General features: G+C 40.5%; 23 protein-coding genes. 3 read left to right on the plus strand and 20 right to left on the minus strand.

Going from position 1 to position 23,831, the window contains the following annotated elements:
• The first annotated feature begins 145 nt into the window (after nt 1-145).
• A complete protein-coding gene (locus LV92_RS06770) occupies nt 146-1,345 on the plus strand; it encodes an ATP-grasp domain-containing protein (protein ID WP_111622869.1) in 1,200 nt (399 codons plus the stop codon).
• Nucleotides 1,346-1,391: 46 nt separating this feature from the next.
• Here LV92_RS06770 and LV92_RS06775 read toward each other — a convergent pair whose 3' ends face one another.
• From LV92_RS06775 to hflX, 6 genes are all read right to left on the minus strand, one after another.
• The gene (locus tag LV92_RS06775; RefSeq protein WP_111622870.1) at nt 1,392-2,585 is read right to left on the minus strand and encodes a hypothetical protein; all 1,194 of its coding nucleotides are present in this window, start codon (nt 2,583-2,585) and stop codon (nt 1,392-1,394) included.
• 11 nt (nt 2,586-2,596) lie between these two features.
• Nucleotides 2,597-3,421 (minus strand): type 1 glutamine amidotransferase, encoded by an 825-nt coding sequence (locus LV92_RS06780; protein ID WP_111622990.1) that lies wholly within the window; start codon nt 3,419-3,421, stop codon nt 2,597-2,599.
• Between the two features lie 12 nt (nt 3,422-3,433).
• Nucleotides 3,434-4,528, minus strand: coding sequence for a carboxylate-amine ligase (locus LV92_RS06785; protein ID WP_111622871.1), 1,095 nt, complete (start codon nt 4,526-4,528; stop codon nt 3,434-3,436).
• A gap of 36 nt (nt 4,529-4,564) precedes the next feature.
• Nucleotides 4,565-5,728, minus strand: a complete 1,164-nt coding sequence (locus LV92_RS06790) for an ATP-grasp domain-containing protein (protein ID WP_245946283.1) — start codon at nt 5,726-5,728, stop codon at nt 4,565-4,567.
• A 20-nt stretch (nt 5,729-5,748) separates the two neighbouring features.
• Nucleotides 5,749-6,453, minus strand: a complete 705-nt coding sequence (locus LV92_RS06795; protein ID WP_111622872.1) for an esterase family protein — start codon at nt 6,451-6,453, stop codon at nt 5,749-5,751.
• Nucleotides 6,454-6,697: 244 nt separating this feature from the next.
• Nucleotides 6,698-7,909, minus strand: a complete 1,212-nt coding sequence (gene hflX / locus LV92_RS06800) for a GTPase HflX (RefSeq protein ID WP_031446235.1) — start codon at nt 7,907-7,909, stop codon at nt 6,698-6,700.
• Between the two features lie 77 nt (nt 7,910-7,986).
• Here hflX and LV92_RS06805 point away from each other — a divergent pair, with 77 nt between their 5' ends.
• Both LV92_RS06805 and LV92_RS06810 read left to right on the plus strand, forming a co-directional pair.
• On the plus strand, nt 7,987-8,961 hold the full coding sequence (locus LV92_RS06805) for an endonuclease/exonuclease/phosphatase family protein (protein WP_111622873.1): 975 nt from the start codon (nt 7,987-7,989) through the stop codon (nt 8,959-8,961).
• A 151-nt stretch (nt 8,962-9,112) separates the two neighbouring features.
• Nucleotides 9,113-11,317, plus strand: a complete 2,205-nt coding sequence (locus LV92_RS06810; protein ID WP_111622874.1) for a S8 family serine peptidase — start codon at nt 9,113-9,115, stop codon at nt 11,315-11,317.
• 25 nt (nt 11,318-11,342) lie between these two features.
• Here the strand turns inward: LV92_RS06810 and LV92_RS06815 are convergent, their stop codons facing one another.
• The 14 genes from LV92_RS06815 to hemA form a co-directional block, all read right to left on the minus strand.
• Nucleotides 11,343-12,056, minus strand: coding sequence for a 3'-5' exonuclease (locus tag LV92_RS06815; protein ID WP_111622875.1), 714 nt, complete (start codon nt 12,054-12,056; stop codon nt 11,343-11,345).
• Nucleotides 12,057-12,363: 307 nt separating this feature from the next.
• On the minus strand, nt 12,364-12,837 hold the full coding sequence (locus LV92_RS06820; protein WP_111622876.1) for a methylated-DNA--[protein]-cysteine S-methyltransferase: 474 nt from the start codon (nt 12,835-12,837) through the stop codon (nt 12,364-12,366).
• On the minus strand, nt 12,837-13,958 hold the full coding sequence (locus LV92_RS06825; RefSeq protein WP_111622877.1) for a CNNM domain-containing protein: 1,122 nt from the start codon (nt 13,956-13,958) through the stop codon (nt 12,837-12,839). Before LV92_RS06825 ends, LV92_RS06820 begins: the two co-directional genes overlap by 1 nt.
• Nucleotides 13,959-14,006: 48 nt before the next feature.
• Nucleotides 14,007-15,326, minus strand: coding sequence for a serine hydrolase domain-containing protein (locus LV92_RS06830; protein WP_111622878.1), 1,320 nt, complete (start codon nt 15,324-15,326; stop codon nt 14,007-14,009).
• Nucleotides 15,327-15,336: 10 nt separating this feature from the next.
• Nucleotides 15,337-15,849, minus strand: a complete 513-nt coding sequence (locus LV92_RS06835; RefSeq protein WP_111622879.1) for a DinB family protein — start codon at nt 15,847-15,849, stop codon at nt 15,337-15,339.
• 69 nt (nt 15,850-15,918) lie between these two features.
• The gene (gene hemB, locus LV92_RS06840) at nt 15,919-16,893 is read right to left on the minus strand and encodes a porphobilinogen synthase (protein WP_111622880.1); all 975 of its coding nucleotides are present in this window, start codon (nt 16,891-16,893) and stop codon (nt 15,919-15,921) included.
• A gap of 75 nt (nt 16,894-16,968) precedes the next feature.
• Complete coding sequence (locus LV92_RS06845) at nt 16,969-17,355, minus strand: YchJ family protein (protein ID WP_111622881.1); 387 nt, start codon at nt 17,353-17,355, stop codon at nt 16,969-16,971.
• Nucleotides 17,356-17,407: 52 nt separating this feature from the next.
• The gene (locus LV92_RS21735; RefSeq protein ID WP_170126295.1) at nt 17,408-17,575 is read right to left on the minus strand and encodes a hypothetical protein; all 168 of its coding nucleotides are present in this window, start codon (nt 17,573-17,575) and stop codon (nt 17,408-17,410) included.
• A gap of 19 nt (nt 17,576-17,594) precedes the next feature.
• Nucleotides 17,595-18,497, minus strand: a complete 903-nt coding sequence (gene hemF, locus LV92_RS06850) for an oxygen-dependent coproporphyrinogen oxidase (RefSeq protein ID WP_111622991.1) — start codon at nt 18,495-18,497, stop codon at nt 17,595-17,597.
• A 246-nt stretch (nt 18,498-18,743) separates the two neighbouring features.
• The gene (locus tag LV92_RS06855; protein WP_111622882.1) at nt 18,744-19,493 is read right to left on the minus strand and encodes an EI24 domain-containing protein; all 750 of its coding nucleotides are present in this window, start codon (nt 19,491-19,493) and stop codon (nt 18,744-18,746) included.
• Between the two features lie 184 nt (nt 19,494-19,677).
• Nucleotides 19,678-20,709, minus strand: coding sequence for a uroporphyrinogen decarboxylase (hemE, locus tag LV92_RS06860; RefSeq protein WP_111622992.1), 1,032 nt, complete (start codon nt 20,707-20,709; stop codon nt 19,678-19,680).
• An 85-nt stretch (nt 20,710-20,794) separates the two neighbouring features.
• Complete coding sequence (locus LV92_RS06865; protein WP_245946285.1) at nt 20,795-21,472, minus strand: uroporphyrinogen-III synthase; 678 nt, start codon at nt 21,470-21,472, stop codon at nt 20,795-20,797.
• A 31-nt stretch (nt 21,473-21,503) separates the two neighbouring features.
• Nucleotides 21,504-22,415, minus strand: coding sequence for a hydroxymethylbilane synthase (gene hemC, locus LV92_RS06870; protein WP_111622884.1), 912 nt, complete (start codon nt 22,413-22,415; stop codon nt 21,504-21,506).
• Nucleotides 22,412-23,668: a glutamyl-tRNA reductase gene (gene hemA, locus LV92_RS06875; protein WP_111622885.1), complete on the minus strand. Its 1,257-nt coding sequence runs from the start codon at nt 23,666-23,668 to the stop codon at nt 22,412-22,414. The genes hemC and hemA overlap by 4 nt, the downstream gene beginning before the upstream one ends.
• Between the last annotated feature and the right edge of the window lie 163 nt (nt 23,669-23,831).

The following is a 23,831-nucleotide window of genomic DNA, read 5'->3' on the forward strand; positions in this document are numbered from 1 at the left end:
CCCTTTTGGATTTTGTTTGCCGGAAAATGGGTAATAAAGGGAACAAGAATCTCTCTAAACAGTATTGAAAGTTTTTTTATAGTGTTTCTAACGCTGATTGGGGATTAATAGGTATTTTACAGTTAATAAGTTATACCTCACGACCATGACAGGAAAAGCCGATCAAACCACCTTTTTGTGTATTAGCAGTTTTTTTAAGGGAGAAGATTTTTTAAGATCTTGTAAGGCTTTGGGCAACAAGGTGTTACTTATCACCTCCAAGGGATTGGAACACAAAAAGTGGCCTCGCGAATCTATCGATGAAATTTTCTACATGCAGGAAAAGCGGGAAGGGGTATGGAATATGGACGATTTAATTTCTGGCCTCGCTTTTTTAATGCGTAATCAAAAAATAGACAGGATCGTAGCCTTGGACGATTTTGATGTGGAGAAAGCCACCTTGGTAAGGGAACATTTTAGAATTCCCGGTATGGGACAAACCACAGGTAGGTATTTTAGGGATAAATTGGCTATGAGAATGAAAGCGGCGGAGTCCAATATTCCCGTTCCGGCATTCACCGCATTGTTCAACAATAGTGATATAGAAGAATATACAAGGAGGGTAGCTGCGCCATGGTTAATTAAGCCCAGATCGGAAGCCTCTGCAACGGGGATACGTAAAATATTCTCGAATGAAGAACTATGGGCAGTGTTGGAGTCTTTGGGCGATCGTAGACATGAGTACCTATTGGAGAAATTTGCTCCGGGCGACGTGTATCACGTAGATTCTTTATCAGTGGATGGTAAGATTGTTTTTACACAAGCTTCCCAATATTTAAGTACGCCTATGGATGTGGCACACGGTCACGGTATCTTTAGATCCATCACACTTAAAATGGATTCTCCAGATGCCTTGGGCTTAATGGAAATTAATGAAGAAGTCCTAAAGGCCTTCGGGATGCGATTTAGCGCCTCGCACAGCGAGTATATAAAATCTCGGGACACTGGGAAGTTTTGTTTTCTGGAAACGGCCTCAAGGGTCGGTGGGGCCCATTTGGCAGAAATGGTGTCCTTTGCTTCTGGAATTAATTTGTGGGCAGAATGGGCAGTGATCGAAGATGCCATGGCAAAGGGAAAACCTTATAAGCTACCTGCGGTAAAAAACCAATATGCGGGTATTGTGGTTTCCTTATGTCGTTTTCAATACCCTGACTATTCCTGTTTTACAGATCAGGAAATATGCTGGCAATTACAAAAGGAGTACCATATAGGCCATATTGTACAATCGGAGAGTCAGGAACGGGTGCTGGAATTGCTAAACGAGCATACCAGACGTATCCAAATCGACTTTCACGCAAGTACCTGATATGTCTTGGGAAGAGCTCTAAGGAGGTGAAAAATTTGAATGTATTCTAGTCCTCAAAGAAACCTACGCTGGCGCCCACCCAGTCCTTATCCTTGTTAAAGCGTACCCCGACCATTTCCCCTTTGCTTATACGTACCAAATTGTTGACTACCCTTGCTTTTTTTTCGCCTTTTTCCCATATCATCAACATCCTGATTTCACACTTTGCCAGACCTGTTGGGGTCTTTATTGCCGGGGCATAAACTACTTTCTTCTGTAAGATGTAGTTTTCTCTATCTTGTACAGCATCAAGATCTTGTTTGGTGACATTGATGAGTACCCCCGATCCGGCAAAGGAAAATAATGGTTTTAACACATAATTTTCCAGATCCTCGGGATACTTTACCAGTTGGTGCAAAAAATGACATAGGGGCACATAGGAACTGTTGATCAAAGGCATGGTAAATTTGCTTATCCTAAAAAACCAATTGGGATGTCCTATCCATTCCACGTTGTATTCCTTAGTAAAATCGAATTGCCGTTTAAGATCGTCCCTTTTAAAGAGCTCATCAAAAATTACGCGATTATATATCCGTCGTACTTGGATTTTCAGGTCATTTTTATCCGTATAAAAAACATTCTTTCCTTCGGTGATTAATTCGCTTATACAAACTACTTTTATTCCTAAATGGTGGGCCGTTGCCAAAAAATCTATTTGGGTTGCTTGTTTGTGGGGTTCAATTTCTAAAAGAATAACATTTTCGGGGGAACAGTCGCCCACAATTATCTCCCTCAATTTTTCTACATATTCTGAAGAGGATATATCGTTTAAATGATGATAGTTGGATGGAATATCAAAGTACTTCCTATATCCTTTGGCCATGAGTTCCTGAAAAAAATATAGCGTGGGAAAGCCTTGTACTTCTACCATTTGTGGGATTAATTTTCCTTTTTCATCCAAACATATTCCAAAATCCATTTGAAGAAAAGTAGTGTGCTCATCTTCCCCTGGGACCAATCGGGATGCATCTTGAAGGGCATTATTGGTCAGCTCTTTAAAATCGGGCTTGCAGATAACACTGTTCACCTCATCGCAAGCCTCCAATAAACTATGCTTTAGGTATTTTGGAATAAAGATCGGGGTCTCGGCAATGCGAAAAGGGGGTTTGTGGTCATAGGTGTAACGTATAGATTCTAAAAATGCCGTATATTTTTCATCCGTGAATTCGGCATTATATTGCTTACGAAGATGTTCTACCATGAAAACCTATGTTATGAGAGTTGTTTGGATAATCCAATCTTTTTAATAGCATTGTCAATAAATCCGGGTATTATGGAATTGTAGGTAGATTCCAAATTATCCGTATCCCTTATATGGGTCATCATATTGTCATATTTTTTTTTCCCGTAGGTGGCAACTACCTTCTCTTCGTTTTCTGGTTTGGCAAAATGTGCTTCCATACTGACAGGTTCGGCCTCGGGATGAAATTGTACGCCAACAAATTCTTCAGAAAAACGTACCGCCATAATGGCCCTCTCATATTCCACATGTGTCCTGATTTTCTCCAGAGCCAATATTTTTGCGCCTTTTTCTTCAAAAACCTTCAATCGTGGTTGAATAAGTTGCCAATCCCTGGAATCAACTGCAAAGAACGGATCGGGTAATTTGGAAAACAACTCATCGGCCTTACCATGTTTGGTCTTATGGATGGGTAGAACCCCGAAAGATGGTGATTTTCGTTTGGTTATGTCTCCTAGTCCAAAATGATGGCATACCATCTGATAGGAATGGCAAATAAAGAAAATGTATTTTTTGGGATAGTCGCCGTTTGCATTGTGTTCCCATAATTGGTCTATGAGGGAATAATACTTTTTATCCCAGATACCGTCTCCTTCCAAGGGATTTCCTGGCCCTCCCGAAGATATGTAGATATCATAGCTGGTATCGGGAACTTCATTCTTGGTCCTAACGTCAAAAAATTGGTAATCGGCTACTGCGCTGAATTTATCCAATATTTCCCGTATACATCTCAGGCCTTGATTTGGAATTCCATTATAAAGGTCTAAAACGGCAATCTTTTTTTTTCTATCCAACATTTTCTTGTTCATTTAAATCCCTGCAACCGTCTCCTTCAAAATAAAATCGACCACATCATTAAGGTTTTTGGTTTTTTCAAAAACGGCCAATTGTCTGTCCGCCCCGGTCCCTTCATTCAATATTTTATGGATTTTATTGATTTCATCCCTGCTTCCAAGTTCATCTACCACATCATCTACAAATTCCAGCAGCTCCAAAATTAATTCTTTTGTTGGAACTTCTATAGATTTTCCAAAGTCGATCATCTTGCCCTCAATCCCATATCTTGAGGCCCTCCATTTATTCTCATTGATCAATGCCCTTTTGTAAATAATAAAGTTGAGGTTGCTTCTTCTTAAAATATAAAGTTTGGCCACCAAAGCCTGAATCAATGCCGTTATGGCGACTGTTTCATCTACGGTCAAAGGAACATCACAGATCCTAAATTCTATAGTCGGGTAAAAAGGGTGTACCCTTACATCCCACCATATTTTTTTGGCGTTGTCAATGCACTTTGTCTGTACCAAGAGATCAACATAGCGCTCGTATTCCCCTGCACCCGTAAAGAAATCGGGAATACCGGTACGCGGAAATTTATCGAACACTTTGGTGCGGAAAGATTTAAAACCCGTGTTCCTTCCTTCCCAAAAAGGGGAGTTGGTAGATAGGGCGTAAATATGGGGCAAAAAGTAGCGGACGGAATTATAGATGTGTATAGCCATTTCCCTGTCTTCAATGCCCACGTGTACATGAAGTCCAAAAATAAGGTTGGACCTGGCAGCATCCTGCAATTCCTGCACAATTTCATCATATCTCGGGTGCACGGTTATCAATTGCTTTTCCCATTCCGAGAATGGGTGTGTACCTGCCGCTGCTATTCGAAGGCCTAGGCCGGAGGCAACCTCCGATATTGTTTTTCGCAAATGCGTTACTTGTGAGCGCACCTCCTTAATGTCCTTGCAAATGACCGTACCCACTTCAACCACGGCCTGGTGCATTTCTGCCTTTACTTGTCCTTCCAAAATCTCGTCGGCAATTTCTACAATTTTTTGCTCATGTGAAGTCAGTTCACGGGTATTGGGATCTATTACTTGATATTCTTCTTCTACTCCTAATGTAAAATCCATTGGTCTCCAGGTATTACAGTTTGGGCATTGTCAAAATTATTTTGACTTGCGTTTGGTTGTTATGGCCTTTTTGACCGGTTTTTTGGGGGCGGCCGCTGTTGTTTTGGCCTTCGTTGTCGTTGTTTTTTTAGCTGCAACTGTCTTGGTGGTTGCTACAGCCTTTTTTGCTTTGGTCGGCGTTGTTTTTGCCGCAGGGGTTTTGACTGCCGGGGTAGCTTTTTTTGCAGGAGTTTTTTTGACTGCTGGTTTTTTTGTGGTCGGGGCAACCGCATTCTTGACAAATGTTCCCCAAGTAAGGTTCATTTGACCTGGTTTGTGCTCCTGTGCCTTTTTTATGGCCATATTTGCCGCGGTCTCCACGACCCATTCAAAATTTTCCTGGCCAACGGAATTAATATCGGCATCCGGAGCCGGATTGCAAAAATCTATTGCGTAGGGAATACCGTCCCTTACCGCGAATTCTACGGTGTTAAAATCATACCCCAAAGCTGCATTGAGTTTTATGGTGTAGTCTTTAACGGTATCCAGGAGTTTTTTGCTCAGCGTAGGGCCATCATGTACATATCTCAGGTGATGTGGGTTGCGCGGCTCGTATTGCATAATACGTACTTCATCCCCGCCAAGGCAATAGCAACGGAAATATTCGTTAAAGACGATTTCCTCTTGCAACATCATTATTAGTTGTCCGGTTTCGCTGTGACTCTTAAAAAACTCATCGGCATTGTTGAGTTTATAGACATTTTTCCATCCACCTCCGGCAAAGGGTTTCATATAGGCGGGAAAACCGATATGTTCAAAAATACCATCCCAGTCCATGGGATACTTTAAATTTCGGAACGAATTTTCAGTGGTATCATCCGGTCTGTCTTTTGAAGGCAGTAGCACTGTTTTTGGAACCGGAACTCCAGTTTTTATGGCCAGCGCATTATTAAAAAATTTTTCATCTGCACTCCACCAAAAAGGATTGTTGAGAACTGCGGTACCCGATATGGCTGCGTTTTTTAGGTATGCCCTGTAAAAGGGAACATCTTGTGAAATGCGATCTATGATAACGGCATATTCCGTTGGGTCGGCCTGCATTACCTTATCTATCAGGACGGCCTCGGCCATGATCCCGTTTATTTTTTTTTCGTTTATTCTATCTATAAAGGCTTGGGGAAAGGTATTTTCCTGGCCGAATAGTATTCCAATTTTTTTCATACGGTATATGGTATTAAAGTTTACATTAAGGATAAATAATGGGGAAACATTTCGCGCCATATAGGCCAGTCGTGACTTGCGTTGGGCCTATTGTCCAACCAATGATCAATACCTTTATTTTTTAAAATTGCCGACATTCCGAGATTGGCACCCAAGCAAATATCATGTTCGCTGGTACCTAAAATTATTTTCATATTATACAGTTCGGGATGATGCATATTGGGCAGGTAATCCACGGGATTATTGAAATAAACATTATCGTCGTAATAGCCATCCAATTGGTCCCTGATATCAAATGCCCCGCTCATAGTAAAGAGGTGGCTAACCTTTTCGGGATGTCTAAAGGCAAAATTGGCGGCATGGTAGCCTCCGAAGCTACAGCCTGAAACTGCTACTTTGCCAATAGGGGATTCGTGTTGTACTTTGGCAACTACTTCCTCCAAAATCATTTTGTCGTACCAAATATGGTTTTTAACTCGGTCTGCAGGATGTATGGATCTATTATACCAACTGTATTCGTCAATACTATCCAAGCAATATACCTTCACCTTGCCTTGTTCTATAAACCAGGAAATGGAATCGATTAAATGAAAATCCTTGCTTTCGTAATACCTCCCTCTGGTGGTAGGAAAGATTAACAAAGGATAGCCCCAATGACCATAAACCATCATTTCCATTTCCTTGCTTAGATTCGGGGAATACCATTTATGATAGTTCTCTTCCAAAATGTATTTATTAATGGTTGGGGAAGTATCTCCCTGTCTTAAAGTTAGCCAAAATTATGATGCCAACAAATCTGATTTAAGGAAAGATCGGCATTTATGGATGTGCCTTAAATATGTTTTTTCATAAGGGCAGGGGAAAATGTTCCAAAAGTATTGATATTCAATGCCTTTGGACTTATGTTGGAAATAGAAATTAGTATTTATTAAATGTAAATTTTTGTTTTAGAGTCAATAGCGGTGCCGCCTAATACTCATCCAAATGTTCCGGATATAGAAAGTTGTTATATGGAAATCTGGTTATGTGAATGTCCCGAACTTCATCATAAACACGTTTTCTGAATTCTTCCAAATTTTCCTTGTTTAGGGCCGAAATAAATAGGGCCCTATCACCAACGCGACGCATCCAAGTATTCTTCCACTCTTCAATAGTGAAGTGTTTATTGGTTTTTTCAGTGATCAAATCATCGTCGTCAATGGTCTTGTGTTCGTATTGATCTATTTTGTTAAAGACCATGATGGTTTTCTTATCCGAACTTTTTATTTCGGTAAGAATTTGGTTTACAGAATCTATATGCTCTTCAAAATTTGGATGGGAAATATCAACTACATGTAATAACAGATCAGCTTCCCGTACTTCATCCAAAGTACTTTTAAAACTTTCTACCAATTGTGTGGGCAGTTTTCTAATGAATCCCACTGTATCACTCAATAAAAAGGGAAGATTGCCTATCACCACTTTCCTAACCGTAGTGTCCAGGGTAGCGAATAGTTTGTTTTCTGCAAAGACATCGCTTTTGCTAATAACGTTCATCAGGGTAGATTTGCCTACGTTGGTATACCCTACCAAAGCTACACGTACCAATGCCCCGCGATTGCCCCTTTGGGTTTCCATTTGTTTGTCGACCTTCAATAACTTTTTCTTCAGAAGGGAAATTCGATCACGAACAATTCGTCTATCGGTTTCGATCTCCGTTTCACCGGGTCCACGCATTCCTATACCCCCTTTTTGTCGTTCCAAGTGGGTCCATAGACCTGTAAGTCTGGGAAGTAAATATTCGTATTGGGCCAGTTCCACTTGGGTGCGGGCATAACTGGTCTGTGCCCTTTGGGCAAAAATATCCAGGATTAAACTGGTACGGTCCAGGATTTTGCATTTTAATTGCCTTTCAATATTTCGCTGTTGTCCAGGGGTAAGCTCATCATCAAAAATTACCGATCCAATGTCATTGCTTTTTACATAGGCCTCCACTTCCAACATTTTTCCGCTTCCAATGTAGGTTTTAGGGTTGGGCAAGTCTATTCGTTGTACAAAGCGCTTACAAACCTCACCACCTGCAGTATAGGTAAGGAATTCCAGTTCATCCAAATATTCGTTTACCTTTTCCTCATTCTGGTCTTTGTTCATTACCCCTATGAGTACCGCCTTTTCATATTCTATAGTCTTCTTCTCTAGCATATACTTATTTAAAGTACAAATCTAATCAATACTTGCCAAGGGTTTTTCGTAATTTAGCAATCGATTAAATATTTTGGATGAAATTTTCATTTTTTAAGAAAAAATCGATCAATACCCTCCATACTGTGGCTTTCTATAATCTAGAAAACCTATTCGATGCCAAAAATGACTTCAACAGGTTGGATGATGATTTTACTCCCAATGGATCTAAGAAATGGACCCCAAAGCGCTATCAGAACAAATTGTCAAGACTCTCCAAGACTATAAGTCAAATTGGGCGCGAATCAACAGGGTTTCCTCCTGTCCTGGTCGGTGTGGCAGAGGTTGAAAATGGGAAGGTAGTTCAGGATTTGTTGTCTACAGATCCCTTAAATGCGTACAACTATCATTATGTTCACTACGATTCCCCGGATGAGAGGGGAATAGATAACGCCTTGCTATACAATAGGGATAACTTTGAAGTAATAAGATCGGAAGCTATTCCCTTGATAATACATAATGATAACGGCCAACGCGATACCACAAGGGATATACTATACGTAAATGGAGTTCTAAATGGTGAGGAGCTCCATATTTTTGTGAACCATTGGCCTTCCAGAAGGAATGGAGAGCTAGAAACCGATTATAAACGTATTGCCGCAGCTAAAACCATCATTGAGTATATGGAGGACCTGGAGCAAAGTATTGAAAATCCCAATTATATTGTAATGGGCGATTTTAATGATGGTCCTTCTTCTGCCAGTCTACAGACCTTGATGCGTGGGAATAGTTTGCATAACCCTATGGAGGGATTAAAAACGCCGGATCGAGGAAGTGCCAACTATAAAAGGTCTTGGAGTCTTTTTGATCAAATTATAGTGTCCCATAATTTTTTTAATTACGAACGTGGCACCCACAGTTTTACCGAGGCCAATATTTTTGATGAAGCCTTTCTCACGGAATACAAAGGAAAGTACAAAGGCAATCCACATAGAACCTATGTGGGAAGGCGGTATATGGGTGGTTTTAGTGATCATTTTCCAGTTTACGTACAATTTAAGTTCAATATTTAAAATTATTCTTCCCCTAAAGTGAACCTTTCATGTCGTTTTTTTGAAGGTTCACAACAAAACTATGCCATTCATCGAATAAAAAGGTGCGTTAATCGATAATATTTGCTTGATATAGTATATTTGTAGTCCAAATCTTACTATAAACTTTATCATGGCTTACGCAAACCCTACTTTGTTAAAGATTAGCAAGTGTTTACTTACAGTAGCTTTTTGCCTTGCTACCTATAGCTCGTTTGCACAAACCGAGAAACAAATCCATATCATTAAGGACAAGTATCGTAGTTCCAAATTAGGGGTATTTACCAATGACCTTAAAAAGAACTTTGACAAGGATAACAATAAATTGTTACAGGCCGCTAAGACCAATGGCTGGAAATTAACAGAAAGATTGGTAGACGGAAATTTTAGCGAGCTTACCGCTATTGGTGATGATGGTACCCCTCTTTATTACAGTACTTTCAGTACAAGCATAAATAACGCCACCAGAGCCAACGCCTTGCATGATAATGGACTTTTGGATATAGGTATTAACGGAGAGAACATGATGGTAGGGATATGGGACGGAGGAGCTGTCTTAACAAACCACAAAGAATTTGGCAATAGGATAGAGACTTTGGATGAGAGTGAGGTTGTGGATTCGCATGCCACTAGGGTTGCCGGTATTTTGGTAGCGGAAGGATTGGATAAAAATTCGAAAGGCGTTGCCTACAAGGCAAAGGCTGTTTCCAACGACTGGAGAAGGGATAAAATTGAAGTTGCGGAAATGGCAGCCAATGGCATGTTGTTATCCAACCATTCTTACGGAATTATGTCCGACCGAGTGCCAGATTGGTATTTTGGATCCTATATCCAAGTTTCTAGGGATTGGGACAAAATTATGTACAATGCTCCTTATTATTTAATGGTGACCGCTGCAGGGAATTCCCAAAAAAGCAAAGACAATGAGGCTCCTATTTTTGGTTCGGCTTCCAACGGTTTTGATTTGATGTTGGGATTTGCAACCTCCAAAAACGGTGTTACTGTTGCCGCGGCAGATATTGAAACCAATAATCAAGGGCAATTGTTAAGCGCATCGGTAACTTCTTATTCCAGTTTTGGACCTGTTGATGATGGACGTATTAAGCCGGACATTGCGGCTTATGGCACCAATATTTATACTACCGGTATTACAAATGATACCAAATATGAGACCGCAAACGGAACATCGGTAGCTGCACCGGGTGTAACCGGATCTATGTTGTTGATCCAAGAATATCACGAACAAATGGAAGGTAGTTTTATGAGGGCTGCCACTTTAAAAGGATTGGTACTGCATACTGCGGACGATGTTGATGCTCAAGGCCCCGATTACAAAATGGGTTGGGGAATCATTAATTCAAAGTCGGCCGTAGAGGCAATAGCAAACAAAGGGTTCTCCTCTATGATTTCGGAAGAAACACTTAACGAAGGTGAAACTAAAACCTATAAGGTTGTAGCAAATGGAACAGGGCCTTTATCAGCCTCTATTTCTTGGACAGACCCTGCTACAGGAGCGGTAAATTCAGGAACTTTAAATGATATGTCAGCAGCCTTGATCAACGATTTGGATATTAGGATTACCAAGGACGTCAAAACCTTTTTACCTTGGAAACTTAATGCAGCCAAAGCAGATGCGCCAGCAGTTAATGGAGACAATAGAGTGGATCCATTTGAAAAAATAGATATCCAGAATGCCAAGGGTGATTATACTATTACAGTAACCCATAAAAACACCCTTAACCTAGGACCACAGAATTTTTCCATCGTTGTTACAGGGATTGCCCTTACCGACTGTGTATTAGTTACGCCTGAAGATATTGAACTGACTACTTCTGATGAAACCGGGATAACGCTTAATTGGACAGCCAATACAGATGCACTTTTCCAAATTGAATACAAAAAGAAGGATAGTAACGAATGGAATGTGGAAACAACTTTCGATAATTTTATTAGCTTAAATAATTTAGTAGAGGGAACGAATTATAGTCTTAGGGTAAAGACATTTTGTTCCGAAAATGTAAGTTCAGAATATAGTGAAGAATATGAATTTACCTTTAAGGGTACCGAAACCGAACTTTTGGATTATATGGAATACGAAACCTTGACCTTGGAAGTACAGTTTTCCATTTTCCCCAATCCAGTACAGACTTCAATGACCATTAATGGTGATGTCTCTGAAGATGCCATGTATAAAATAGTTTCCCTTAACGGTGTCGTGGTAAAATCCGGGAAGGCAGAGCAAAAGCAGATTTATATTGCCGATCTAACTACCGGCTTATACGTGCTAACCTTAGCCGATCTGGAAGGTTCAAAATCGATTAAGTTCTATAAGTCCTAATCAGGAAAGTAACAATTGCCTCTAGCTAAATTCTTTTTATTTCACTTTCATCCAATAATTCATCATTCCGTAAGCGCAAAAATACCTGTGCTGTAGTGATCACGTCCAGTTCGCAATATTTTACAATGCGGTCCAAGTCCTTATCTTCATAGTAAACGGTTTTTACCATGCTGCCGTCTATATCTTCTTTTGGAGAGGGAATGCCAAGGATATTGGCCATTAGCTTAAGGGAGGTATAATGCTTGAAGTCCCCAAATTTCCAAAGCTCCATAGTGTCCAAATGGGCTATTTCCCAAGGCTTTTTGCCAAAAAGATCCAGCTTGTTGGGCAAATCTACCTTGTTGATGATCATGCGTCTCGCGATATATGGAAAATCGAATTCTTTGCCATTGTGCCCGCACAGTAGGTGGTGGGGACGATTGAAATGGGTGTCCAATAAATTCTTAAAATCTTTGAGGATCTTAGGCTCCTCCCCATAAAACGAAGTAACTCTAAAAGTCCGATTGTCTCCTTTATAATTAAAATAGCCTACTGAAATAGTAATGATCTTTCCAAATTCTGCCCAAATTCCAGCCCGGTCATAGTATTCCTCGGCCGTATATTCGTCTTTTCGTTGGTAGTGCGACTTATGTTCCCAAAGTTCTTTTTTGGTGTCGTCCAGCTTATTAAAATTCTCTTCCTCTGGAACCGTTTCTATGTCCAAAAAGAGTATGTGTTCCAAGTTAATTTTATGTAACATCCAAAGTTTCTTAAAACCTAAATGGCTCGATTATAATTTTGATAAACGAAGCGGGAATTATAAATATACAAACAAATTTAGAATTGTCGTGAAGGGTATTTTATGTGTTGGTTAGCGTCAATTTTTGAGTTAGGAGGATGGATGTACTGCAAGGTAGGAACCGACCGAACGGTTTGTGAACCACTCTGAAATTCCGATACAAATTGTGGGTGCTTCCATAAAGTATATAGTTTTATCGATGTATGACCGCTGCGGACTAGTAATATGGTGTCAAGGGATGAACTACAAACCGTAGGGTCTGTAAAAATTAGAAAAGGGTTTGCTGTTTTACAGGGCTTTCATGTTCCAAAAGCCATTTTTTACGGTGTAGGCCCCCTGCATATCCGGTCAGGGAACCATCGCTGCCAATGACCCTATGGCAAGGCACAACGATCCATAACGGATTTTGCCCATTGGCCGAAGCAATGGCCCTAATGGCTTTGACATCGCCCAAGGTTTTGGACAGCTCCAGATAGGAAACTGTTTTGCCATATGGGATTTGTTGTAGGGCCTGCCAAACCTTTTTTTGAAAATCTGTTCCTTCTGGGTTGAGCGTTAAGCTAAATTCCTTTCGTGTACCATCAAAATATTCCCGTAACTGATATACAGCATCTTCGAGCAATTCAGGAACAATATCCGATACTTTTTCCTCACTATCGAACACAGTAATGGAGGTTAATCCGTTTTCATCGCCTTCAATTTTTGCGATACCCAAACGCGTATGTATATACACAGTCTCCATTATTCCTTTTCTCTCTTTCCTTGAATAATTCCCAAGCGCTTTGCCCTCTCGTTCCAATTTTTCCGCGCCAGGTGTTGCAGGTTTTCCACGTTATCGCTTTCATCCATGATTTCTAGGCCCAATAAGGTCTCTAAAATGTCTTCCATAGTTACCACCCCGCTAACGGAACCATATTCATCCACCACTAGGGCAATATGCTCCCTTTTGGAAATAAATGTTTCAAATAATTCAGGGATAGGGGTTTGTCTGTTACTTACTAATATTTCCCTTTTAATACTTGATAGTGGTGCGCTGCCATTCTTTTTTATTATTTCCTCCAAGATCATGTCCTTTAGGACGAATCCGGTGATATTATCCATTTTTTTATTGAATACGGGAATTCTAGAAAACGGCATTTTGGGGTTGGCATTGTAAAATTCCTTGATTGTGGCGGATTCCGAGGCAATTTTTACTACCGCCCTTGGGGTCATGATGTCCTTTACCTTAATTTCGTCAAAGTTTAGGAGGTTTCTAATTATGGTGGATTCCGATTCTTGAAATACACCTTCCTCGTGGGCAATATCGGTCATGGCACTAAAATCTTCCCGGCTAAATACACTTCCATGAACGCCTTTTTTTCCCACCAGTCTGGTGAAAAGCTGCAATAGCCATAGAATTCCGGTCCAACGAAGGGCCCACACCATTATTTTTAGGGAAGTTGTAGAAGCGTGTGCTAATTGCTTCCAATAGGTAGCGCCAATAGTCTTGGGGATAATTTCCGAGGCCACCAAGATGAGAATGGTCATGATGGTAGAAACCAATCCTACCATGGCGGCTTCTGAAAACTGAATTCCAAGAAGTGTTTTTTCGGTATTGCCATATATTTCGGAGTATGCAATTTTGGCTTGTACCCCTACCAAAATTGCACCAACGGTATGGGCAATAGTATTTAAGGTGAGAATGGCAATGAGGGGCTTGTCCACATCCTTTTTTAACACTTCCAATTCCAATGCAAAGGATTTGCCTTCCTTTTTCATTAGATTGATAAAGGTTTGTGGAACACTCAATAATACCGCTTCCAAAATAGAGCATATAAAGGATACGAGGATGGATATGAGTGCATAAAATATAAGTAACCCCATAAAAAAGTATAAAATACTAATGTACTAATTAAAATAGAATTTCTTAACTCAATCGATTATGGCGTCATAAAATACCTGTTGTACAGCAGAGCGGATATTAAATTTGTAAATATTGGCATGGGACCTACTGGGGTATACCCGGTTGGACAAGAATATATAAACCATTTGGGTTTTCGGATCCGCCCACACAAAGGTACCCGTAAACCCGCTATGTCCAAAACTGTCGGGACCGGCACTAGGTGCAGGATAGGAATCGGCTAGAGTAAGCTCTTGGTTATTTATTTCCGGCTTATCAAATATTAGACCTCTTCTGTTTTCATTTTCTGGATATTGTACTTTGGTAAATTCCTTCACCGTGGTTTCTGACAAATAACGCTTTCCACCATAAGTTCCATAATTCATGTACATCTGCATCATTTTCGCCAAATCAGTGGCCGATGCGAATAGTCCTGCGTTTCCGGACACCCCGCCCATTAGGGCTGCGTTTTCGTCATGGACCCAATTCTTGGTCAGTTCGTGTCTAAATAAGGTGTCGATTTCCGTGGGTATTATTTTATTTGGATAATTTTTGTTTTTAGGATTGAACCCCAAAGTAGTTGCCCCTAAAGGAGCATAAAAGTTTTGGGTAACATAGGTTTCATAGTCCATATTGGTCAATCGTGAAATGATTTCGGGATAGAGCAAAAACGTAAGTCCTGAATATTTGTATTTTTTAATATCCGATACTTTGGAGCTGTTGATCTTCCGGTATATTTTGTTCCTAAACCTATCCTTGATATATATGTTTTCATAGGCTCTGGTATTGAATCGGCGACTAGGTTCGAGTCTTACAAAACGATTTTTTACTGAACCGTTCTTTTTCATCACCTCTTGAAGGAAAATTATGTAGGGTACCAATCCCGCCTGATGCGCAAAAACTTCCCTTATGGTCAGCTCCTTTTTATCCTTTCTATTTTTCCACTTAGGCCATAAGGTACTGAAGGGCGCATCCAAATCCACTTTTCCTTCGTCGTGTAGTTTCATCAAGGCTGGTAGCGGCCCCATTATTTTGGTTACTGATGCCAGATCATAGATATCGGTCAGCCCTACAGGCTGTAAACTATCGTAGGTATGAAAGCCATAGGCTTTATGAAAAATGATCTTGTTATTTTTGGCCACCAATACCTGTGCTCCTGGGAAGGCTTCCTCTTTAATGGCCATGGTCATTATGGAGTCTACCTTGGATTGAATAAATAATGAATCCATTCCTACAGATGAAGGAACGTCATAGCTCAGTGTCTCTGAATTAGATATTTGTGCGGATAATATCTGTACACTAAAAAATATACTTAACAGTATAATAATGGTGGTATAATTACTTTTTTTCATAGCGAATCAGTTACCAACCCACATATTTTGGGGGTTCAATATTATTGAGATTTAAATATACAATTAATTGGCCCCGATGATGGGTCACATGGTCCTGTAAGAGATTTAATATCTGTAATTTGGTTTTTTCACCGGCAAAAAATTCAACCTTTTCCGAAAGATCATCGGAAGGAGTGTTTTTCAAAATAGCGCTAACCCCATCAAATCCTTTGACTAATAAACTTATGGTTTCTTCTTTTGTTAATTTGGAATTATTATCGCTGTTCTTTTCCGTAAGTTGCCCACCAAAATATGTGCTGCTTAACCAATCCATATTACTTTTTATGTGCAACAATTGATCTTGAAAACCCTTTTGTCTTTCAGTAGGCTTAAAATCATATTTCTCAGGCGGCATGGCTTCCGCCACGGCCACTAAATAGGATTTGGAATTTTCCCATTTTTCCAAAAAAGCGGGAATAACTAGGTCTTGGGATTGAAGCGGGATCATAAAAAGAACGATAAGTATAAAAGGTAAATCTTTCATTTGGCAATAAAATAAGATGAGCGCTATAATAACTTTTGGATTGTCTTAGGCGAAATTTAGTTGATTGCCTTATCCCAATACACGAACTACGTCCTTGGCAAAGTAACTGGCAATAATGTTGGCGCCGGCCCTTTTAATGGCTGTCAACTGCTCCATCATCACGGCATCGTGATCCAGCCATCCTTTTTCGGCTGCGGCCTTTACCATGGCATATTCACCTGACACCTGATATACCGCTACGGGAACATCCACTTCGTTTTTTATTTCCCTTACAATATCCAAATAACAAATACCGGGCTTTACCATAACGATATCGGCACCCTCGTCAATGTCCATTTCAGTTTCCTTTATAGCTTCGAACCTATTGGCATAATCCATTTGATAGGTCTTTTTGTCGCCAAAACCTGGAGCCGAATCCAAGGCATCCCTGAAGGGACCGTAGAATGCACTGGCATATTTGGCGCTATAGCTCATAATTCCGGTATCTATAAATCCTTCATCTTCCAAGGCCTCCCTAATACTCAATATCCTCCCATCCATCATATCGCTGGGCGCTACAAAATCGGCCCCTGCTTCCGCATGGCTTACGCTCATACTGGCCAATACCTCCACGGTATCGTCGTTAACGATTTGTCCGTCCTCCACAATTCCATCATGTCCATAGGAGGAATAAGGGTCCAATGCCACATCGGTCATCACCAACATCTCGGGACATGTATTTTTAACTGTTTTAATGGCCCTTTGCATCAGGCCCTTGGGATTTACCGCTTCCTTGCCTTTATTGTCTTTTAAGTGGTCCGGGACTTTAACAAAGAGTAGTACAGATTTAAGACCCATAGCCCAAAGATCTTTTACTTCTTTTTCCAACAGGTCCAAGCTATATCTGTAATAATTGGGCATGGATGTAATTTCTTCCTTGACCCCTTGGCCTTCCACAACAAAAAGTGGCACTAAAAAGTCGTTCGGCGAGATAATGGTTTCACGGACCAGTGATCTAATGGACTCATTGGTGCGCAGTCTTCTATTTCTTCTTAATGGGTACATTTTATGTTTATTTTGAAATTCAAAGATAAAGGAACAAGTCCTAAATTTTATAAATTGAATTGGTTAATCCTGTTATTATTTCGCTAGGCCTAAATACATCCATAAACCTTTTTCCTTTACGAATTCCGACTTTTCATGAATGACATCCACCTTGCCATTTTCAAAAAAATATGCGTTAAAGGTAACCGTGCCATTTTGGTCGTTTATTTCTCCCTTTTCCCTGTCCAAAACTTCCAACTTGATCCAACTGACAGATTTAGCCCAAGCTTCAATAGCTTTCTTTTCCTTTTTAGGCCTTGTAGAGCTGTGATGACTATCCATCAAATAATTTCCATTGCCCAATACGAAGGCGGAATACCGGGAACGCATCAACTGTTCTGCCGTAGTTGCAGCTGAAATGTCTTTATGTGCCATACCGCAGCATTCGGCATAGGACTTATGGGATCCACAGGGACAATCCATGTTTTTTGTTTAAAAAATTATTCTTGGTTTAAGGCGACAGTACCAATTTTAGCTACTTTTTTTCCTCATTCTTTTGTTGTTCCCGATGATTGGTTATGATGTTCTTTAGTCGCTCTTTCCGGGTTTCCTTTTCTTTTTTGAGCTTGTTTTTTTTTCTGTTGAGAAGTTTGGTATGTTTTGCCTTGTTTGCCGTATTTTTTTCCTTGCCTTTTTTGCCCATATTACTTTGTTTAGCTTTGTTAGACCCAGTCTTTGGGTTGGGCCAGTACTTTCAACAGGCGTTCTTCTTCACTTCCCTTATCCGGATGATGGTCATAAACCCATTGTACATGTGGGGGTAGGCTCATAAGAATGCTTTCTATTCTGCCATTGGTCTTTAACCCGAACAAAGTGCCCTTGTCGTGAACCAGGTTAAACTCTACATAACGCCCACGACGGATTTCCTGCCAATCCCGCTGTTCTTTGGTATAGCGCGAATCCTTTCTTTTCTCAACGATTGGTACATAGGCCTCCAAGAAGCTATTGCCTACTTCAGTTTCAAAATTGTACCAATCTTCCATGCTCATGCTGTCGGTGGCTTTGCAGTAATCATAAAACAAGCCGCCAATCCCTCTGGCCTCGTTCCTATGCGTATTCCAGAAATAATCGTCGCACTTTGCCTTATAGGTGGTATAGAAATCCGGATTATGTTTATCGCAGGCCTCTTTGCATACCTTATGAAAGTGTTGTGCATCCTCATCAAACAAGTAGTACGGGGTAAGATCCTGTCCCCCACCAAACCATTGATCCACTAAATTACCTTGCTTATCGTACATTTCAAAATAGCGCCAGTTGGCATGTACTGTAGGAACCATAGGATTATTGGGGTGAATGACAAGGCTTAGACCACAGGCAAAAAAATCGGCATCCTGTACCCCAAAATAATTTTGCATGCTTTTTGGCAGGGCGCCATGAACAGCAGATATGTTTACACCTCCTTTTTCAAATACAGCGCCATTTTCTATGACCCTGGATCGTCCGCCCCCGCCTTCAGATCTTTCCCATAGGTCTTCCTTGAATTTGGCAACACCGTCTACCTTTTCCAATTTGGCGGTAATCGTATCCTGAAGTTGTTGAATGTATGCGTAAAATTTATTTTTCATGTTTTTTCTTTTCATATTCTCAGACCTACAAGGTTTTTGAAACCTTGCAGGTCACGTGCTGAGTCCTGTTGATTCCCTAACCTGCAAGGTCTTCCCGACCTTGTAGGTTTTGGTTTGCACTCGGTTGGTTACCTAACCTGCAAGGTCTTTGCGACCTTGTAGGTTTCTTTTCCAACTCAACGGCCAATTTTTTTCGGTTTCATGTTTTTAGACCTACAAGGTTTTTGAAACCTTGCAGGTCCTATGCTATCCAATTTCTTTTTCCACTTTCAATAGTTCTACCGTCCTTATGGTCGCAGCGGTAACCGATAGTGGCAGCACTAGAATTACACCAATTACCGGAATAAAAAGAAAGAACATAAAGACAATTCCGTTGCCTATGGCAATGCCTTTGTTCTTTCGAACAAAATTTAGACTTTCGGCGTATTTAAAATGTCGCTCCAAAGTATAGTCCATATTTCCAAAACCAGCATAATAGGCCTGTATTAGAAATAATAGCACAGTGGAAACCAATCCAATTACCGGAATTAGACCAATTAATAAAATAGGGATGGTCAACAAAATTTCCATAATCAAGTTTCTTAGGTTGATACGGATTCCGCGCCATAATTGTTCCCCGAAAGTAGTATCTCTATGTTTTTCTGTCGAGTTTCCCAATAAGTGTGCTTCAATTTTTTCTGAAACTGGGCTCATAAAAGGCGCGGAGAGTGCCATGACAATGTGTTTGTACAATATAAAACCAACCACAATAATTAGAAGACCACCAAAGATTTCACTGATCAGGTTTACTGTTTGCTTTCCCCAGTCCCAGGTCCACCATTGCGAAAGAAATCCGCCTATATTGTCGGATAGCCCATAAGCAGAGGTGAAAATTATAATGGCTATTACTACACTTATAAATATGGGAATCCAAAAATATCGCCAAAGCCCCAATTGGGAAAGGATTTTAAAGGTGCCAAAATAGGCTTTAATACCGCTCAGTATATGTTGGGTCATACTATTGATTTTGCGTAAGCGATTGTAGTGACATCCTTTTATTTTTATCGGTAGGAATGCTTCTAGGGGCGTAATTTTAGTGTTTTAAACGGTGCCCTGAAATAATGCTTCCATAAAAATAAAAGATATAACGGAAAGCTCGACCCTTTTTTCCTGAAAGGAAGAAAAAAAGGGATACGCCCTTCTAATTCTGTCGGTACTCCTTTACCGCATCTATAAAGGCCTTGGCGTTGTCCAAGGGAACATTGGGCAAAATACCGTGGCCAAGATTTACTACATATTTATCCTTACCAAATTCATTGATCATTTGAGTTACCATTTTTTTGATTACTGCCGGAGGAGAAAGCAATCTTGCTGGGTCAAAATTCCCCTGAAGGGTTATATTGCCTCCTGAAAGGTAACGTGCATTACGTGCGGAACAGGTCCAGTCCACTCCAAGGGCAGCGGCTCCTGATTTGGCCATATCGCCCAAGGCGAACCAGCATCCTTTACCAAAAACGATTACGGGAGCCTCGTCCTTAAGGGCATCTATAATCTGTTGTATATATTGGAACGAAAATTCCTGGTAATCTACTGGTGACAACATACCTCCCCAAGAATCGAATACCTGCACGGCATCTACACCGGCATTAACTTTTGCCTTTAGATAGGCAATGGTAGTATCGGTGATTTTTTGCAGTAGCTGATGTGCCGCAACTGGATCGGTAAAACAGAATTCCTTGGCCTTGTCAAAGGTTTTGCTACCCTGGCCTTGTACTACATAGCATAAAATGGTCCAAGGTGAGCCTGCAAAGCCGATTAAGGGGATATCATTGTTCAAAAGTTCCTTTGTCGCTTTTATGGCCTGCATCACATAGTCCAATTCCACGCTTACGTCTGGGACAATAACTTCGTCCACACCTTTCTGGTCCGTAACCGGATTTGGCAAATAAGGGCCGAAATTTGGTTTCATCTGCACTTCAATGTTCATGGCTTGGGGGATTACCAAAATATCGCTGAACAAAATTGCGGCATCCATGCCGTATCGGCGTATGGGCTGTACCGTAATTTCACTGGCCAATTCCGGCGTACGGCAGCGGGTAAAGAAGTCGTACTTATCACGGATTGCCATAAATTCCGGTAGATATCTTCCTGCCTGGCGCATCATCCAAACTGGTGGGCGCTCTACGGTTTCTCCTTTTAATGCTCTTAAGAATAAATCGTTTTTAATGCTCATAATATTTAGGTGTTCTTCTTGCCTACCCATTTTAAACTGCCCCTTGATTATATTCCGTTAAGGGATAGTTGTTGTGTATGCCGGTTTAATTGCTTTTTATTTTTAAAGTATCTATAACCCTTTCCAAGACACTTTCTATCGTTGGTTTTTGGGCAATAATTATATTTTTGGTGTGTTTTTTGGCTTCCGAGGCGGTGGTAGTACCAATACAAAATGCAACACTTTTCTTTAAATTATTTCTGGCTATAAAGCTTTCAATACCGCTGGGACTAAAAAACAGAATACCATCAAAATCGGTGTCAAAGGTAAGATGATTTGGGGTATTTTGATATACGGTCTGTTCCTTAAATGCCACCTTGTGTTTTGTTAGGTAGGAGGGAATTTCATCCCGACGTTTATCACCGCACAAAAACAAAAAAGTTTCATTTGAGTGCTTATTTACCAAAATCTCGGCCAATTCTGCTCCATAATTAGTCATTTCCATGACATTTATGCCATTTTTCTCTAAAACCGATTTTGTTTTTTCACCCACACAAAAGGCAGAATAGGAATTTTTTTTGACGTTTTGAGGACCCATTATCTTTAGAAAAGCCTTTACGGTATTTTGGCTGGTAAATATGATATTTTTGAAATCTGGGTCTATATTGGGAGTTAAGTATTCAATATTGATGGCATCATACTCTTCCGCTTTAATATTGGCATTGGTCAGTATTGCTTTTTGGGAGGCTGTCAAGATTTTTGTAGAAAGAACGGTCATGCTCATGATACTTTGGTTTGTAATTCCCAAGCTGGGGTCATGCCAATTCCTTTTTTATCTCCACCATCAATTCCTTACCGCCATTGTCCAATATTTCTTGGGCACACAACTTGCCAAAGTGGATATATTCATTGGCGGGAATAGATTTTTTGACCATTAATTTCTGCTTGCCATCCAAGGAAAGTAGTACACCTTCAAAATGGAGGTTATCCTGTTCTATTTTGGCCAAAGCCCCTATGGGTGCTGTGCAGCCCCCTTCCAATACTTGTAGAAATTCTCGCTCCACATGGGTACAGATATATGTCGCGGAGTCGTTCAACTTGCGGACTGCTTCCGTTGAAAACGCATCGTTTTCCATACTGACCACTACCATAGCCCCTTGAGCCGGGGCTGGAACCATCCAATCCAAATCTATATGGTTCTGGGGCAGTACTTCTATTCGTTCTAAACCTGCTTTTGCAAAAATGGCCCCGTTCCAAGGGTTATCCTGAAGTTTTTGAAGACGCGTGTTAACGTTTCCCCTTAGGTCTACCACCTTGTGGGAAGGGTACTTGTTTAACCATTGCGCCTGTCTGCGCAGGCTTCCAGTGGCAATAGTGCCATTGAATTTTAAAAAATCCAAATCTTTATACACCAATATATCTTGGGTATTTGCCCTGGGCAGTACAGCACTTTGAACAATTCCTTTGGGAAGTCGCGTTGGTACGTCTTTCATGGAATGCACCGCTATATCAACAGTGCCATTGATCATGGCGATGTCCAGGGTTTTGGTAAATATTCCGGTGATACCCAGCTCGTACAAGGGCTTGTCCAACAATAGGTCCCCAGTAGATTTTACGGAAATTATTTCGGTGTTATAGCCTAGAGCTTCCAATTGGTCCTGAACGGTGTGGGCTTGCCAGAGTGCTAACTGACTATCACGGGTACCAATGCGTATTGTTTTACTCATTTAGACTCCAATTCTAGTTGAAAAACTCGTTGTATAAGCTCTAAACTGGTATCGGAATCTATTTCGGTATCTTTAAGATGATTGGCAAATTGCTTGGTAATTTTCTGAATGATGCGTTCCGAGATAATATCGGCTTGTACAGAATTGAAATCGGAAAGCTTTTTGCTTTGGAAGTCCAATTCTTCATCCTTCATGGTCTTCAATTTTTTCTTAAGCGCCTTAATAACTGGGGCAAACTTTCTAGTTTCCAACCATTTTATAAATTCTTCCTTTACTTCTTCAATAATGGCCTCGGCCTGAGGTACGGATTCTTTTCTTTTCTCCAAGGTGTCATCCGTCATTTGGGATAAATGATCTAAATGTATTACGGTAACATTCTCCAAATCCGTGACATTATCCGATACATTTTTTGGAATTGAAAGGTCCAATATCAACAAAGGTTTCTTTGTGTAGATCAATTCTTTGGAAATAGTGGGCGATTGTGCCCCGGTGGCCACGATAAGCACATCGGTGTTTCTGATTTCGGTCTGTAGGTCCCCGTAATTTTTGACTATCAGATTAAATTTGCCAGCTATTCGCTCAGCCTTGTCCTTGGTACGGTTAATAAGGGTGATGTGCGAATTTTTGGTATGCTTAATTAAATTTTCACAAGTATTTCTGCCAATTTTCCCGGTGCCGAACAACAGAATATTTTTTTCTGATATATCGGGTACGGTATTAATGATGTATTGTACCGAGGCAAAGGCTACCGAGGTGGCGCCCGAAGAAATATTGGTTTCGTTCTTTATTCTTTTGCTGGCTTGGATAACGGAATTGCATAAACGCTCCAAGAACGGATTGGCTATATGCTGCTTTTTTGAACGATTGAAGCTTTGTCGTAATTGACTAATAATTTCGAAATCGCCTAAAATTTGGCTGTCCAATCCTGTGCCCATCCTAAAAAGATGGTTTATAGCATCGTTATTTTTATACACATAGGCTACTTCCTGAAATTCCTCCACGGTGCCATGTGTATTATCGCACAATAATTTTATTAACTGGTAAGGATGCTGGGCAAATCCATGCAATTCGGTACGGTTACAGGTAGAAGTTACCAAGAGACCGTCCAGTCCTATTAGTTTGGCTTGCTCCAATATGCGATCTATGGCGTTTTCATCCAAGCTAAATTTACCACGCACTTCGGCATCTGCCTTTTTGTAGTTAAGGCCAATGGTATAAAATGAATTATTTTTGGAAATGTGATAATCTTTCATAGGTACTCTTGAGAGCGTCACAAAAATAAGAGCATCAAACTTATAAAAGTAACGCTAGAGGAACAATAAATATCGTTTGTGGTTTTTTAACGCTGTTTTGGGTATGAAAACCCTTGAAATAGTATATTTTAGCGATGTTAAGGGAATTCTTGTCATTGGTAAT

It is taken from the genome of Arenibacter echinorum, from assembly GCF_003259375.1.
Classification (GTDB): domain Bacteria; phylum Bacteroidota; class Bacteroidia; order Flavobacteriales; family Flavobacteriaceae; genus Arenibacter; species Arenibacter echinorum.

Coding starts and splice junctions, on each gene's coding strand:
- LV92_RS06770 (WP_111622869.1), top strand. CDS start 146: ATGACAGGAAAAGCCGATCAAACCACCTTTTTGTGTATTAGCAGTTTT.
- LV92_RS06775 (WP_111622870.1), bottom strand. CDS start 2,585: ATGGTAGAACATCTTCGTAAGCAATATAATGCCGAATTCACGGATGAA.
- LV92_RS06780 (WP_111622990.1), bottom strand. CDS start 3,421: ATGTTGGATAGAAAAAAAAAGATTGCCGTTTTAGACCTTTATAATGGA.
- LV92_RS06785 (WP_111622871.1), bottom strand. CDS start 4,528: ATGGATTTTACATTAGGAGTAGAAGAAGAATATCAAGTAATAGATCCC.
- LV92_RS06790 (WP_245946283.1), bottom strand. CDS start 5,728: ATGAAAAAAATTGGAATACTATTCGGCCAGGAAAATACCTTTCCCCAA.
- hflX (WP_031446235.1), bottom strand. CDS start 7,909: ATGCTAGAGAAGAAGACTATAGAATATGAAAAGGCGGTACTCATAGGG.
- LV92_RS06805 (WP_111622873.1), top strand. CDS start 7,987: ATGAAATTTTCATTTTTTAAGAAAAAATCGATCAATACCCTCCATACT.
- LV92_RS06810 (WP_111622874.1), top strand. CDS start 9,113: ATGGCTTACGCAAACCCTACTTTGTTAAAGATTAGCAAGTGTTTACTT.
- LV92_RS06815 (WP_111622875.1), bottom strand. CDS start 12,056: ATGTTACATAAAATTAACTTGGAACACATACTCTTTTTGGACATAGAA.
- LV92_RS06820 (WP_111622876.1), bottom strand. CDS start 12,837: ATGGAGACTGTGTATATACATACGCGTTTGGGTATCGCAAAAATTGAA.
- LV92_RS06825 (WP_111622877.1), bottom strand. CDS start 13,958: ATGGGGTTACTTATATTTTATGCACTCATATCCATCCTCGTATCCTTT.
- LV92_RS06830 (WP_111622878.1), bottom strand. CDS start 15,326: ATGAAAAAAAGTAATTATACCACCATTATTATACTGTTAAGTATATTT.
- LV92_RS06835 (WP_111622879.1), bottom strand. CDS start 15,849: ATGAAAGATTTACCTTTTATACTTATCGTTCTTTTTATGATCCCGCTT.
- hemB (WP_111622880.1), bottom strand. CDS start 16,893: ATGTACCCATTAAGAAGAAATAGAAGACTGCGCACCAATGAGTCCATT.
- LV92_RS06845 (WP_111622881.1), bottom strand. CDS start 17,355: ATGGATTGTCCCTGTGGATCCCATAAGTCCTATGCCGAATGCTGCGGT.
- LV92_RS21735 (WP_170126295.1), bottom strand. CDS start 17,575: ATGGGCAAAAAAGGCAAGGAAAAAAATACGGCAAACAAGGCAAAACAT.
- hemF (WP_111622991.1), bottom strand. CDS start 18,497: ATGAAAAATAAATTTTACGCATACATTCAACAACTTCAGGATACGATT.
- LV92_RS06855 (WP_111622882.1), bottom strand. CDS start 19,493: ATGACCCAACATATACTGAGCGGTATTAAAGCCTATTTTGGCACCTTT.
- hemE (WP_111622992.1), bottom strand. CDS start 20,709: ATGAGCATTAAAAACGATTTATTCTTAAGAGCATTAAAAGGAGAAACC.
- LV92_RS06865 (WP_245946285.1), bottom strand. CDS start 21,472: ATGAGCATGACCGTTCTTTCTACAAAAATCTTGACAGCCTCCCAAAAA.
- hemC (WP_111622884.1), bottom strand. CDS start 22,415: ATGAGTAAAACAATACGCATTGGTACCCGTGATAGTCAGTTAGCACTC.
- hemA (WP_111622885.1), bottom strand. CDS start 23,668: ATGAAAGATTATCACATTTCCAAAAATAATTCATTTTATACCATTGGC.